The organism is Pontibacter amylolyticus, assembly GCF_014638845.1.
In the GTDB taxonomy this organism is placed as follows: Bacteria; Bacteroidota; Bacteroidia; order Cytophagales; family Hymenobacteraceae; genus Pontibacter; species Pontibacter amylolyticus.
The window spans coordinates 128,444-142,362 of record NZ_BMFP01000002.1 but is presented as its reverse complement, the minus strand read 5'-3'; the positions used below and the strand labels follow the sequence as shown (position 1 = coordinate 142,362).

Genomic DNA, 13,919 nt, shown 5'->3' with positions numbered 1-13,919 from the left:
GGGGTAGGTTATAGCAACTGCTTGTCCTCCCTTCTACCAAGATCCTTCCAGGATGACAGACGGAGAAGGCAAAGTCCCCTTTGAAGGGAGCAGGCAATCAACTACGAGAATCCTGTTAATCCTTAAATCCTGAAAATCCTGATTCAGACAAGCTATACCTCACCAGACGCTCGCAGGTCTGAATGACACTGCGAGGTCTACCTCCCAGCCATCACAAAAAAAGGGAACAACCCTTGCCGGAAGTTCCCTTTTTCTGATGTTTCAGAAGTTACACTACACGTTATTCGGATAGCGTTCGAAGTGGATTTCCGCTACGCGGCGTTGCAACTCGGCGCGCAGCTCGTCGATGTTGATGCGGTTGGTCGCCGAAATGAACAGGGCAGGGGCATGTACCTTGGCCATGTAGGTGGCTTTGAGGTCTTCGATGGAAGGACGTACTTCGTGGCCTTCTTCATTATTCGCACTTTCTTCTCTCAGTTCCTGCTCCCGTTGCTCCAGGTATTGGTCTATCTTGTTGAATACCAAAAGCACTGGTTTGTTAGCTGAGTTGATGTCGAGCAAGGTGTTGTTCACCACCGCAATCTGGTCTTCAAACGAAGGATGCGACACGTCTACCACATGCACCAGCAGGTCAGCTTCGCGGATCTCGTCGAGCGTGGACTTAAAGGCCTCGATCAACTTGGTGGGCAACTTGCGGATAAACCCTACCGTGTCGGACAGCAGGAACGGAATGTTGTCGAAAACTACTTTGCGCACCGTAGCGTCTACGGTCGCGAAGAGTTTGTTTTCGGCGAACACGTCGGACTTGGAGAGAAGGTTCATCAGTGTAGACTTGCCCACGTTGGTATACCCTACCAGCGCCACACGCACCATGCCGGCACGTGACTTGCGTTGCTCGAAGTTCTGCTTTTCGAACTTCTCCAGTCGGTCACGCAGCAAAGAGATTTTGTCGCGCACAATACGACGGTCAGTCTCGATCTCGGTTTCACCCGGACCCTTCATACCGATACCACCCTTTTGCTTGGAAAGGTGAGTCCATAGGTTGGTCAGGCGGGGCAGCAGGTACTGGTATTGCGCGAGTTCCACTTGTGTGTGTGCCTGTGCCGTTTTGGCCCTGAGTGCGAAGATGTCGAGAATCAGTAAGCTTCTATCCACGATCTTCACCTGCAGTTCGCGCTCAATGTTGCGCACCTGCGAAGGGCTCAGGTCATCGTCGAAGATCACCATGTCGATTTTGTGCTCTACCACATAAGCTTTGATCTCGTCCAGTTTACCGCTGCCCACAAAGGTGCGGGTGTCTGGTTTGTCGAGCTTCTGCACGAAGCGCTTCATGGCGACGGCACCGGCCGTTTCGGTCAGGAAGGCCAGTTCGTCGAGGTATTCGTTGGTTTGTTCGTCGGTTTGCTTATAGCCAGGCACAGCTACCAGTATGGCAGTTTCCTGCGGCTTGGCGGTTTCGTAGTATTTTTGTTTACCCATTTTCAGATGTTAAGCGTAGCGGTTTGTCAGCCTTTTTTCGGCGTGAATCATTGTACGTAATTGTTCCCGGCCCCGGTCAAAATTAGCAGGTATAGCGCCGTGGAAGCAGGCAGGATGGGCGCAAGTTAGGTGAAAAATTTCAGAAGAAAGGGGAAAAAAACCTAACTTGCCACCCTTCTAAAAGAACCAAATCAGATCCATCCATACCAGCCATGCAGCATAAGACCTATCACATTGAAGGCCTGATCGAATTTACACCGCGGGTGTTCCGTGACGAGCGCGGCTGGTTTATGGAGACCTATAATGCCAGTATGTTTGCGCCCTTCGGCATCAACCCGGTGTTTGTGCAGGACAACGAATCTGTGTCGAAGAAAGGCGTGCTGCGTGGGCTGCATTTCCAGAAGCCGCCTTATGCGCAGGGCAAGCTGGTGCGCGTCACGTCGGGCCGGGTGCTGGATGTGGCGCTCGACCTCCGCAAAAACTCCCCTACCTACGGGCAGCACGCCAGTTGTATATTGGATGCAGAGCAGCACAACATGCTCTATATTCCAGAAGGATTCGCCCACGGCTTTGTGGCGCTGGAGGACAACACCAGCTTCCTCTACAAATGCACCAACCTCTACCACCAGCCATCCGAAGGCGGCATCCTCTGGAACGACCCGGCCTTGGGTATAGACTGGGGTATAGCCAATCCGCTGGTATCGCCGAAGGACGAAGTGCTGCCGCTGTTAAAGGATTTCGACTCGCCGTTTTGAGTGCCTGGACAAAAGAACTTTAGACAAAGGACAAAAGACTTTTAAATATGAGCCAATTATCTGAGTCTTAGGTTTATGGTCCATATTTACCAAAAACAAGGCCCGCAATAAAGATCGCGGGCCTTGTTTTTGATACTTTGCTAGTACTTTTTACTTAGCTGCTTGTCCTATCAGAGCATTGAAAAGGCAGCACATTCCCTTCATCTTCAAATCTATTAATTTTCTAACCTCCAAATTTACAGTACCTCCACCAGCGTCTCCAGCCCCATACCTCTTGAGCCCTTTACCAGCACATAGCTTTCCGAAACCTGATTGACCTGCAGCCAGCTTTGCAAATCAGCCTTCGTAGCGAAGTAGAGGAAGTTACTGTTAACCTCAGCAGCATGTTTCATTTCCGGTCCACAAAGCAGCACCGTCTCAAAATTCTGTTCGGCAATGATCTCCCCGATAGCTTTGTGCTCGCTAGCACTCTCGGCTCCCATCTCCAGCATATCACCCACGATCACCACTTTGCGCGAAGCGTTCATGCCGCCGAAGTTGCGGATAGCCGCTGCCATTGAAGTTGGGTTGGCGTTGTAAGCGTCGAGAATAAGGGTGTTGGTGCCTTTCTGCATCACCTGCGAGCGGTTGTTCACTGGGCTGTAGTTGGCAATGGCGGTGTTGGCCTTCTCCAGCGGCACCCCGAAATACTTGCCGATGCAGGCGGCCGCCGCCATATTCTCGTAGTTGTAGCTGCCTACCAGTTGCGTATGCACCACGTGGCCTTCCTCGTCTCTATATACCACGTAAGGCGAGGCCTCCAGCAATTCGCTGTGGTAAAAGTCGCCTTGGGCCGGGTAAGTTACTTTGTGCTCGATGCGACGGCTCATGCGCATCAGGTGCTCGTTGCCGGTGTTCACAAACACGGTGCCGCCATGCTCCAGCAAATGCACGTAGAGCTCGCTCTTGCCACGGGCCACACCCTCCAAACTGCCAAAACCCTCCAAATGCGCTTTGCCGATGTTGGTGATCATCCCATGCGTGGGCATCGCAATGCTGCTCAGCAAAGCGATCTCGCCGATGTGGTTGGCGCCCATCTCGATGATGGCCATTTCGTGCTCCGGCTTGAGGCGAAGCAAGGTGAGCGGCACGCCGATGTGGTTGTTGAGGTTGCCCTGGGTATAGAGCGTGTTGAATTGCTGGCTCAGTACGGCATGGATCAGCTCTTTGGTGGTGGTTTTGCCGTTGCTGCCCGTAATCCCGATCACAGGTATACTGAGCTGCCTGCGGTGGTGTCGGGCGAGGTCCTGTAGCGCCTGTAGCGTGTCTTCCACCACCAACACATTGTCAGAAGCCAGGGCAGGGTCGTCCACCACAGCGTATTTGGCACCTTTCTCCAGGGCACCTTGTGCAAACTTGGCTCCCTTAAAATTAGGTCCGTTCAGGGCGAAGAACAGGCTCTGGTCCTGCGGAGCACGGGAGTCGGTGCTGACGTGGCGGCACTTGAGGTATTTTTGGTAAAGAAAGTCAATGCTGTTCGGCATGAAATGCGTATTTTTAGTCTGAAAATTGGTGCAGCTGCCCGTGCTAAGGTATTGCAGGCTGCCGCCATGGCAATATACACTCAAAACGGCAAAAGCAACAGCCCAATTGCCTAACAAACTGCCTATGCGTTACCTGTTGACTGTCCTTCTTTTCTTACTGCTTATTGATGTGTCTGCTCAGGAGCCTTTGCGCTTCCAGCAGCGCACGGACGTCCCTGTAAACGTAGGTGCAACCGAACTGCGCAACCCCTGGGGTGGCGGACTTAACACGCCGCAGTTCTCCACCATCGACCTGAACAAAGACGGCCGCGACGACCTGTTTGTCTTCGACCGCATGCTGCGCAAAGTCTATACCTACCTGGCCGTGCAGGAGGGAGGCCAGTGGCGCTATACCTACGCACCCGAGTACGAGGCTATGTTCCCGGCCGAGCTCGAAAACTGGGTGCTGCTGCGCGACTACAACTGCGACGGCCTGAAAGATATCTTCACCAGCACACCACTCGGGATACGGGTATACCGGCAGGAGGCGAGCGGCAATAAATACCTCACCTTTGTATTGACAGAAGATGCCCTCTTTTACCGGAGTCGCAACGGCATGAACAGCATCAACATGCAGATGAACATCTCTGACATACCTGCCATCGTGGACATGGACGGCGACGGCGATCTGGACATTCTGCTTTCGGAATTTTCGGGAGGATATACCCTGGAGTATTACCAGAACATGCAGGTAGAGGAGGGCAAGCCCTGCGGATCGCTGGAGTTCGCGCTTGCCTCTGATTGGTGGGGGCAGATCACGGAGTGCCATGGCTGCAACAATTTTGGCTTCGGCATACAGTGCCGTATGGCAGGCCCCCTGCACTCGGGCCACGACGGTTCCGCGCTGCTGGCCATCGACCTGGATGGCGACGGTGACAAAGACCTGCTGATGGGCAGCGTGGAGTGCGAAAGCCTGGTGAAGATGGATAACGTGGGCACCAAAACGCAGGCACGCATGGAAAGCTTCGAGACGGCTTTTCCGACAGGCAGCCGCGCGGCCAGTTTCAAGCGTTTCCCGGCAGCCTATTACGAGGACGTGACCTTCGACGGTATACCTGACCTGCTGGTGGCGCCGAACAGCAACGAAAATGCGGGTGACCTGGAACTGCAGCGCTCATCCTGGCTCTACCAAAACAAGGGCACTGCCAACCAGCCGAATTTTGAGTTTGCCCAGGACAACTTTCTGCAGGGCCAGATGATCGATCTGGGCGAAAACGCCTATCCCGCCTTTGCCGACATTGACGGCGACGGCCTGCTTGATCTGTTAATTGGCAACGGACGATCCGATCGCAACGGCCGCTTTGTGGCAACGCTCAGCCTCTACCGCAACACCGGCACTTTAGCCGAGCCTGCTTTCACCTTTGTCACCGATGATTACCTGGCGCTTTCCAGCAAAGAAATGCTTTCGCTGAAGCCGTCTTTCTTCGACATCAACCAGGATGGCGCCCTGGATCTGGTCCTGACATACAGAACTCAGACTGGATCAGGCCATCATGCAGGGGGCACGACACACATGGAATACTTTGTAAACAATGCGAAAGCCGGTCAGCCTGCTGCCTTTAACACAGCCCGTCTGTTTCACCTGCATACCCTGGCCAACGGCGATACGCCGCACCTGTTTCGGGTGGATGGGCAGCGCGTGGACATGCTGGTCGGGAAAGCCGGTGGTACGCTGGACTACTACCGCTCTTCCGGGAATGAATTCGTGCTGGAAAAACAAAGTATCGGCGGCATCAAATTTGACTTTTACCGTCGCAACCTGGCACCCGTGGTGGTGGACATAGACGGCAACGCCAAACTCGACCTGCTCACAACAGACGACAGCGGAGCCCTGCGCATTTACAATGATTTCCTGGACAAGTTGGACGGGGATTTTATTGAAACAACCGAGGTGCTGGAAAACGAGCTGACAGGAAAAGCGCAAACCTCCCGTTTTGGTCGCGGACTTGGGTTGGCGGTGGCCGAACTGGGCGGACCTTACAAGCTATACCTGGCTATCGGCACGCAGGGAGGGGGTGTATACATGTTGCAGCAAACGGGCGGCAACTACGGCAACCCCAATGACAAAGGAGGCGCACTGGAACTGAAGGTATACCCGAACCCGGTGGCGGGCGCTCAGGAACCTGTGCAGGTGCAGGCAAGCGAGTCGGTTTCTATTGTGCTGCACGATATGATCGGTCGCAAGGTATACGATGGAGCCGAAAGCTTCAACCGCCGCCATACCTTGCGTGTGGGCCATCTCAAGGCAGGCGTATACCTGCTGCGCGCCACCTCCCGCGACGGCGGTCACGAAACCCGCAGACTGGTGATACACTGATGCAGGCCTTTCTTTTCATAGATCTGGCGGAGGAAACCGCCTTCGACAAACCCATCCTCAACATGGTGCGGCAGCACGCGCCGGCTATACCTGTCTTTGATGTGGACGCAAACTCCGATGCCGCCTTGCAGCAGTACGCCGTGCGGCTTCTTCAGGAAAATCAGGAAACGGTGGTGTGTATAAAGAGTGGAGCAGGAGAGTTGAACCGGCTGATGCCGCTGCTCGAGGAGTTGCTTTTGCCACATGCACAGCGACACATTCTGCTCATCGGGCAGCAGCCCCGCTTGCTGCGCATGCTGCAGGCCCGGCCAGGTATAGCCTATACCTTGCTGGCCGACGATGAGGCGCTGCGCCAGTTTCTGACAAAATCAGTTTAGTGTAAAATCATCCGCATCGAGGTGGGCCGGGAAAGCCTCCCGAAAATCCGTTAGCTCTTGTTTGCTCAAAGTAATGGTGTGTATACCTTCAGCTTCTGTCGTTTCGAGCAGCTTATGCCCTTTGGGATGGATGATGGCGGAATCGCCGGAGTAAGGGTGGTTGTTGCCGTCTGTTCCGACGCGGTTCACACCCACCACATAGCTCAGGTTCTCGATGGCACGGGCCTGCAAAAGTGTGCTCCAGGCATTGGCGCGGGGCTTGGGCCAGTTGGCGACGTAAAGCAGTAAATCGTATTGGCTATTCGTGTTGCGGCTCCATACCGGGAAACGCAGGTCGTAGCACACCAACGGGCAGATGTTCCAACCTTTTAATTCTACCAGCAGCTTCTCTTTGCCCGGGGTATAACTGTGGTGCTCCTTTGCCATCCGGAACAGGTGACGTTTGTCGTAATGCTCGTATGTGCCGTCGGGGCGTACCCAGTATAGCCTGTTGTAATAGCTGTCTCCTTCTTTCACCATCACGCTACCGGTCAGCACGGCGCTATACCTGGCCGCTTCCTCCTGCATCCATTGCAGGGTAGGGCCTTCCGCCTCTTCTGCCAGCCCGGCCGCGTCCATGCTAAAACCTGTCGTGAACATTTCAGGGAGCACGATCAGATCAGTTGCAGGTGCTGCGGCAGCGAGTTTCTCTGAGAACATAGCTCGGTTAGCGGCGGCGTCCTGCCAGTGCAGTGTGGTTTGGATGATGGTGATGCGGAGGTCTTGCATGGGTGATGAGCTTTAGTGTATTCGGTATTTTAGTTGTTCTATAGCTTCGCCTTGCTGGCGGGGCTTATTTTATGGCGCGAGCGTCCTCGCTCGTGTCTACTATGGTGGGGCCTCTGGCCCAAGTATAGGTGTAGCTTGCTTTGTAGCTACGGCTGTCGCAGGTATAGCAACCTTTATTGCCTTGTAGCTTGCCCTGGCCGGGCGGGCCTTACTTTTTTCCTTGATGAAAAAAGTAAGCAAAAAAATCAAGACGATTTTAAACTCGCTGACCGCTCAAACACAAAATCGTCAAAAGCGCACCTGGCACAGCTAATTGTTTCATAGCTCAAGGGGCAGGGATGTCTTTCGATGCGTGCCAGTGGCCATTTGATACAAGGCTTATGCCAATGCTTTATTATACTCCATTAGCTGAAACTCATGACAGAGGCCCCTTTACTCCGACAGTTGAGATTCGCTTCGTATACTTGGCTGAAGTTGTTGTCCTGTGTATATAGATTTATAAACCATCAACAATTTAACAATTCACCCCATCACAACTTCACTAACCGCTCTGCCGCTTGCTGCAGCGTCTCCTCACTTTTGGCGAAGCAGAAGCGCAGGTAGTGGTGGTCGGTTTTGTTGTGGTAGAAAGCCGATACGGGTACAGAGGCTACGCCAATCTCCTGCGTCAGTCGTTTGGCAAAACCCAAGTCATGCTCCTGGGAGATAGCGTCATACTTCAGGAGCTGAAAATAAGTGCCAGCCGAAGGTATAAGCTCGAACCGAGATGGCTTCACCAGCTCACAGAACAAGTCGCGCTTGGCCTGGTAGAAGTCGGGGAGGGAGCGGTAGTGGGCTTCGTTGTCCATGTAGTCAGCGATGGCGAGCTGCAGGGGCGTAACCGTGCTGAAGGTAATGAACTGGTGCATCTTGCGCAGCTCTGCAGTCAGGGCAGGAGGTGCTACCACGTAGCCGATCTTCCAGCCGGTGGTATGGTAGGTTTTCCCGAAAGACGAGATCACAAATGCCCGCTGCCGCAGTGATTCTATTTGCAAAGCGCTCACATGCTCTTTTCCATCGAACACCATGTGCTCGTATACCTCATCGCTCAGGATCAGGATGTCGGAGCCGTCGGTCAGGTTGGCCAGCTTTTCCAGGTCCTCACGCGGAATCACGGCGCCTGTCGGGTTGTGCGGCGTGTTGATGATGATCAGGCGGGTGCGGCTTGAGATGTTCTTCTTCAGTAAGTCCCAGTCGATGCTGAAGTCAGGCAGAGCCAGGGGCACGTAAATGGGGATGCCGCCCGCCAGCCGGATGGCAGGGGCGTAGCTGTCGTAGCAGGGTTCCAGCACTACTACTTCGTCGCCGGGTTTTACCACTGCCGTGATGGCGGCAAACAGCGCCTCTGTTGCGCCGGAGGTTACCGTTACTTCCTGGTCGGGGTCCGGACGGTAGCCGTATACCTTGTCCGTTTTTTCGCTGATCTTGTGGCGCAGAGCCGGTACGCCGGGCATCGGGGCATACTGGTTGTGGCCTTCCTGCATGTACTTTGTTACCAGCGCAATCAGCTCATCGGGGCAGTTAAAATCCGGGAAGCCCTGCGACAGGTTAATGGCGCCATGCTCATTGGCCAGCGCCGACATCACAGCGAAAATACTGGTGCCGACATCGGGTAGTTTGCTGCTTGGGTAGTTGATCATAGGGTAGGTTTTGTGCTGATGAACGAAGATAGAAGTTAACGGGAATATTCCAAGTATAAATTAGCCTAAGGCCTCTGCCACGAGTTGCTGCAGCACAGGTATGGCCTCCTGTTCAAACCAGGGGTTGCGTCGCAGCCAAAACTGGTTGCGCGGCGAAGGGTGGGGCAGGGGCATGTACGCAGGCAGGTAGTCGGCCCAGTTTGTTACGGTTTCGGTAAGCGTGGGGCTGGTTCTTTCACCCAAAAAGTAGTCCTGCGCATACTTGCCGACCAGCAGGGTTAGCTGTACGTTGGGCAGCAAGGGCAATAGTTGCTGGTGCCAGTGTTGGGCGCACTCGGCGCGGGGCGGCAGGTCACCGCTTTTTCCTTTTCCGGGATAGCAGAAGCCCATCGGGATGATGGCCACCTTGCTCTCGTCGTAAAACACCTCCGGCGCTATACCCATCCACTGCCGGAGGCGCTTGCCGCTCTGGTCGTCCCAAGGTATGCCGCTGGCGTGCACCCGGGTACCAGGCGCCTGCCCCACGATCAGTAGTCGGGCAGAGGGAGAGGCCCGCAGCACAGGGCGGGGCCCATGCGGCAGGTGTTCGGCACAAAGGCGGCAGGCACGTACCTGCTCGAGTAAAATGTCCAGGGTAGCGTTCATAGGGAGTACAAAGGTATGGCGATCTGCTAACAAAATGCGCTTTATCCTGTATAATCAGGTTGTATGCAGCATTTTATACGTTTTGTGCTTCTTCTGTTTTTGTGCTGTCAGCTTATACCTTCGGGATGGGCGCAGTCGCCCCTTGCTTATAAAAATGCCTTTACAGTGAAGTACTTCGGCTTGTCGATGCACCTGCGCCAAACGCCATACCCGGAGCTGTTCAAAAACAGGCTCGACCGCAAAGGTATAGCCGTGCTCAATTTTGGAGGTATAGTAGGCTACGACCGGTTTGTGGTGCGCGACGTTATCAGTGTGCGGGTAGAGCAGGGGCTGTACTCCGACTGCGCCTCGTCGATGGCCGGCTTTACGCACCTGGGTTGGCGCGGGCAGATTTTCAGGACGGGCCGACACTCACTCAATGGCGGTTTCGGCCCCACCCTGGTATACCGCCGCGACTGGAACCGGCTGCCGGGTTACGAAGACGATGGCTACTTTGAGCGCAGCGGCGACTGGCAGTACAAGTTTTACTGGTACGGCGGCGAGTTCGAGTATAATTATCAGCTAAAAGGACAATATGACCTGTCGCTAAACCTGGTACCCGGCATACCAGAACTGGTGTCATTTGGGGCCGGGTTCAGGAAGCGGTTCTAAACGGCGGGACTCCGCTACCAGCCGCGCTCATCCCAGTCCTCGTCGCGACGGCTCTGTTGGCGACGGCGCTGTTCGCGCAGCGGGGGAAGTTGCTCCTGCTGCTGCCACCTGTCGCGGGCGTGCTGGTTCTCAGCACGGTAGTGCTCGCTGTCATCGCGCCAATTGCGATGCTCGCCTCTTCTGTAGGGAGTGTGGTGGTCATCTGAAAAACCGTGCTGGTGCCGACTTATGTTGTTGTGCTGCTGGCGTTCGCTTTGCTGCTGTCTGTAGGCATGCCGCTCCTGCTCCTCCCGCATGCGCATCTCTTCTTCGTGATGCCTTCTGTCCCGGTCATGCATGAAGGGGGTGGGTTCTTCCCAGCGGCTGCGAAAGTTCTGCTGCTCCCTTTCGTGGCGTGGGTGCGGGCGTCCTGGGCGTTCGTGCCGCTCATGATGTCTGTTTTCTTCCTCGTGGTGCATATCTGTTCTGTTTAATTCCTGAGATCTCCGAAAATAAAGTACCGACTTTTATGTACGGGCACCCGGGCCTGATGTTTGTCAGCGTTTGGATTCGGCATAAAAAAAGGCAGCCCGCCGATGCCGGTGAGCTGCCTTTTTTACTAATCTACTACCAAAGTAACCTAATCTGTCTGCTATACGAATTAGCGGCGGTTGCGTTGGTTTCTGTCAGCATCTTTGTAATAATCATCGTTGCCGGAGTCGGTTTCATCGGCCCAGCGCGGTCCGCTCTCGTAGCCACGGTCAAAACTGCGGTCGCGGAACGACTCCCCGCCGTAACGCTGACGGGTGCTCAGCTGCTCGGCGCGGCGCTCCGGGTCGTATGTGTTGTGTGGCTCGTAGTCTGGGTTGTCGGACTGCATAATGTCATCCCAGGTGTCGCGCATGCGCTTAAAGAATCCGCGCTTGTCCTGGTTCTCCGGCTCCACGTCCGGGGAGTAGCGGCCTTCGCTGTACCAGTTGTGCGTGCCGCTGCCGTAACGGTAGTCGTCCTCCTTGTAGCGGCTGCGGGTGCCTGGTCCCTCACGCCACAGGCTGTCCTGCGAGGTGGGTGACTCGTTGTAGTTACCCGGCTGCGATCCACGGCCCATCTGCGAGCGGTAAGGCTGCTCGCTGCCGCTTCCCGGACCTCTGTAGCCATGGTTCAGGTATTGGCTCTCGTTGCGGTAAGGGCTTTCGCTGCGGCTGCCGTAGTGGCCGGTCTGGTAGGTGCCCCGGTCGCTCTGGTAAGGGGCCGGTCTGTTGCCTGTGTAGTGATGGCCGCTTTCAGCATCCCGGTTTCGGTCCTGCGCGCCACGCGGACTGGGTCCGGTATGGAAGTAATTGCCTTCATCCCATTTTTTCTGATTTTGACCCTGCCCTCTGTAGCTGTAGCGCTGTGGGTGTTCTTGTCCTTTGTCCTTATTGTATAGCTCACGGCCAATGCGCTGGTTGTAGTCGCCCGGCTTGTCGTGATGTTCTGCGTCGTTTCTCATGGTTGTTTTATTTTTTTAATAATAGATGCCCTGATCTTATGCCACCTAACGTTGGCTATATTTTTTTTACGGTTTACGGGGGCTATTGTTGGCACAGGCGCAGGTATAAAAAAAGAGGCGCCCTTTGTGAGAGCGCCTCTTAAACAATAAAATGAGGTTCAGTTAAAAATAGGTTTCCATGATCTCGCGCACATCGGCCTCGGCCAAAGGCTTGGAGTAATGCCTGCGCACCTCCGGGTATTTTTTGAGTCGCTCCAAGTCGTAGAAGCTGGCCGAGGAAGTGAGCATGAGCATGACGGTGCGTAGCTTTTTGTCCTCCTCAAAGCGCTGGTACTCATCCAGAAACTCAAAACCATCCATTACTGACATCTTGATGTCAACAAAAATGAGGTCCGGCTTCGGATAGCTCTCCTCACCGTTGAAAGCTTTGTTCAGGTAGTCGAGGGCCTCTTCACCATTGGTCACTACCCTGATGTCAGATGCCGCCTCCATACGGGAGAGAAGGCGCTGGTTCAGGTAATTGGTTGTATCGTCGTCGTCTATCAGCAGGATAGTCTTTACAGATTTCATAGTTGGTATTTTGAGTTCTTTTACAAATTATGGCCTTTTTTGTTTTAAACAAAGTTAAAAAACATAAGAATCAGGATTCTCCTCTTGCCTGTGCCTCCGCTCTCTGCCGGGCTATTACCAGGTTGGTCACTTCTATGGCTGAGATCATAATGCCCTCCACAGTAGAGGTGCTGTCAAATAAAGGCTGGTATTTAAAGTTGAAGTAGGCATCGCGCGGGTTGCCATTGAAGTCGTCGTCAATTTGCGTGCGGAACTCGTTGATGTACACGGTGCGTCCTTTGGTGTATACCTCGTCCAGCAGATCAAAAAAACCGATCGGTTCAAGCTCCGGCCAAATCTCACGGGCAGTGTGGCCAACGTAGCTGCGGTTGCCATAAAGCTTGTATACGCCGGGGGTTACATATTGGCACACATGGTTCGGGCCATGCAGCAGGCACAGGTGCACCGGCGAAAGGCGCAGCAGGCTCTCCAGATGGTCGTCTCTGTGCTCTCCCAACTGATTTTTCTGGTCGTCTATGTCCGTGTAAGTGCCGATCCAGAGGGTAATGTTTCCGTTGGCGTCGCGCATCGGCAGGCCACGTTCCAGAAACCAGCGGTAGCTGCCGTCCAGGTGGTGGCGAATACGATACTCCAGTTCAAAGCTGCTGCCTGTGGCCACGGCGTTGTGCCAGCTGGTGAGTATGAAGGCTGAGTCCTCCGGGTGCACCGCGTTGATCCAGCCATCAGTCTGGCCTCGGCGGATACCGGTATAGCTGTACCAGTTCTTGTTGAAGAAAAGTATCTTTCCTTTCGGTGAGGCCGTCCAGGCCATGTGCGGCAGCGTCTCCAGCAGGTGATGGAAGCGGGCGTCGCTTTCTTTAAGTGCCTCTTGTGTGTCTCTATTCTGGGTGATGTCGATAATGGAGCCGGTGGTGCGGACAGGCGTACCTGCAGCATCGTATGTGGTATAGCCCTGGTCCAGGATATAGGCGTAGGTGCCATCCGCTTTCCTGAAACGGTACTCGCCCGACCAGGCATTCTGCTTGTTGGTCAGTGCCTTCTGTATACTGCGCTGTACCTCTTCAAAATCATCCGGATGTACCCGTGAATCCCAGGACGCTCCACTTATCCCCATTTCCTCAGGTGTGTAGCCAAATATTTCCTGAAGCCCTTCGCCCCAGTGCATGCGGTCGTTTACGATGTCGTATTCCCAGGCAATGGCTTTGGTGGCATGGCTGATCAGGTTCAGTTGCTCCTGACTTTGCTGGTGCAGGCGCTCAAACAGTATCTTATCGGTTACATCACTTACCTCGTGTATAAGGTACTGTACTTCTCCGGCATCGTTCAGTACAGGTACGCTGGTCGCACTCCAGTAGCGCTCCTCATACCCTGACTCAGTCTGCATGTCGTAGCGGAGCGTGGCATTGTGAAAACTTTCCTTATGCATCAGGGCATGCTGTAGGCACTGTAGTACAGACTCCTTAAACTCAGGATGTTTAGGATTGTTTGGGAACAGATCAAACAGAGGCTGGCCTAAGACCTGCTCGCGTGCCATCTGTAATAGCTTCAGCAATGAATCAGTAGCCTCAACAATAATAAGATCAGGAGTCAAGACAGCATATAACCTCGGCAGTGCCCTGAAGATGGGCTCTAGCATGGGTGGAGA

Annotated in this window: 13 protein-coding genes; 4 read left to right on the top strand and 9 right to left on the bottom strand. The window is 54.3% G+C overall.

Annotation, left to right across the window (positions count from 1 at the left end):
* Positions 1-273: 273 nt before the first annotated feature.
* Entirely contained in the window at positions 274-1,479 is a 1,206-nt protein-coding gene (hflX, locus tag IEV97_RS05525) for a GTPase HflX (protein WP_188500527.1), read from the bottom strand.
* Positions 1,480-1,691: 212 nt separating this feature from the next.
* Between hflX and rfbC the strand changes: the two genes are divergently transcribed.
* Complete coding sequence (rfbC, locus tag IEV97_RS05520; RefSeq protein ID WP_188500526.1) at positions 1,692-2,234, top strand: dTDP-4-dehydrorhamnose 3,5-epimerase; 543 nt, start codon at positions 1,692-1,694, stop codon at positions 2,232-2,234.
* 236 nt (positions 2,235-2,470) lie between these two features.
* Here rfbC and IEV97_RS05515 read toward each other — a convergent pair whose 3' ends face one another.
* Positions 2,471-3,757 carry a UDP-N-acetylmuramoyl-tripeptide--D-alanyl-D-alanine ligase gene (locus IEV97_RS05515; RefSeq protein ID WP_188500525.1) on the bottom strand — a complete coding sequence of 429 codons (1,287 nt, stop codon included), beginning with the start codon at positions 3,755-3,757 and terminating at the stop codon, positions 2,471-2,473.
* 124 nt (positions 3,758-3,881) lie between these two features.
* On the opposite strand from IEV97_RS05515, the gene IEV97_RS05510 reads away from it, so the two are divergent.
* Together IEV97_RS05510 and IEV97_RS05505 are read left to right on the top strand one after the other, a co-directional pair.
* Positions 3,882-6,113, top strand: a complete 2,232-nt coding sequence (locus IEV97_RS05510) for a T9SS type A sorting domain-containing protein (RefSeq protein WP_188500524.1) — start codon at positions 3,882-3,884, stop codon at positions 6,111-6,113.
* The gene (locus IEV97_RS05505) at positions 6,113-6,490 is read left to right on the top strand and encodes a hypothetical protein (protein ID WP_188500523.1); all 378 of its coding nucleotides are present in this window, start codon (positions 6,113-6,115) and stop codon (positions 6,488-6,490) included. The genes IEV97_RS05510 and IEV97_RS05505 overlap by 1 nt, the downstream gene beginning before the upstream one ends.
* On the opposite strand, the gene IEV97_RS05500 is transcribed toward IEV97_RS05505, so the two are convergent.
* The 3 genes from IEV97_RS05500 to IEV97_RS05490 all read right to left on the bottom strand — a co-directional run bounded on the left by IEV97_RS05500 (position 6,482) and on the right by IEV97_RS05490 (position 9,582).
* A complete protein-coding gene (locus IEV97_RS05500; RefSeq protein ID WP_188500522.1) occupies positions 6,482-7,258 on the bottom strand; it encodes an amidohydrolase in 777 nt (258 codons plus the stop codon). The genes IEV97_RS05505 and IEV97_RS05500 overlap by 9 nt on opposite strands.
* Positions 7,259-7,788: 530 nt before the next feature.
* Entirely contained in the window at positions 7,789-8,937 is a 1,149-nt protein-coding gene (locus tag IEV97_RS05495; protein WP_188500521.1) for a pyridoxal phosphate-dependent aminotransferase, read from the bottom strand.
* Between the two features lie 60 nt (positions 8,938-8,997).
* A complete protein-coding gene (locus IEV97_RS05490; protein WP_188500520.1) occupies positions 8,998-9,582 on the bottom strand; it encodes a uracil-DNA glycosylase family protein in 585 nt (194 codons plus the stop codon).
* A 63-nt stretch (positions 9,583-9,645) separates the two neighbouring features.
* Here IEV97_RS05490 and IEV97_RS05485 point away from each other — a divergent pair, with 63 nt between their 5' ends.
* On the top strand, positions 9,646-10,233 hold the full coding sequence (locus IEV97_RS05485; protein ID WP_229733813.1) for a hypothetical protein: 588 nt from the start codon (positions 9,646-9,648) through the stop codon (positions 10,231-10,233).
* A gap of 14 nt (positions 10,234-10,247) precedes the next feature.
* Here IEV97_RS05485 and IEV97_RS05480 read toward each other — a convergent pair whose 3' ends face one another.
* The 4 genes from IEV97_RS05480 to IEV97_RS05465 all read right to left on the bottom strand — a co-directional run bounded on the left by IEV97_RS05480 (position 10,248) and on the right by IEV97_RS05465 (position 13,910).
* On the bottom strand, positions 10,248-10,691 hold the full coding sequence (locus IEV97_RS05480) for an acyltransferase (protein ID WP_188500519.1): 444 nt from the start codon (positions 10,689-10,691) through the stop codon (positions 10,248-10,250).
* Between the two features lie 182 nt (positions 10,692-10,873).
* A complete protein-coding gene (locus tag IEV97_RS05475; RefSeq protein ID WP_188500518.1) occupies positions 10,874-11,704 on the bottom strand; it encodes a hypothetical protein in 831 nt (276 codons plus the stop codon).
* A 162-nt stretch (positions 11,705-11,866) separates the two neighbouring features.
* Positions 11,867-12,274, bottom strand: coding sequence for a response regulator (locus IEV97_RS05470; RefSeq protein ID WP_188500517.1), 408 nt, complete (start codon positions 12,272-12,274; stop codon positions 11,867-11,869).
* A gap of 70 nt (positions 12,275-12,344) precedes the next feature.
* Entirely contained in the window at positions 12,345-13,910 is a 1,566-nt protein-coding gene (locus tag IEV97_RS05465) for a PAS domain-containing protein (RefSeq protein WP_188500516.1), read from the bottom strand.
* Between the last annotated feature and the right edge of the window lie 9 nt (positions 13,911-13,919).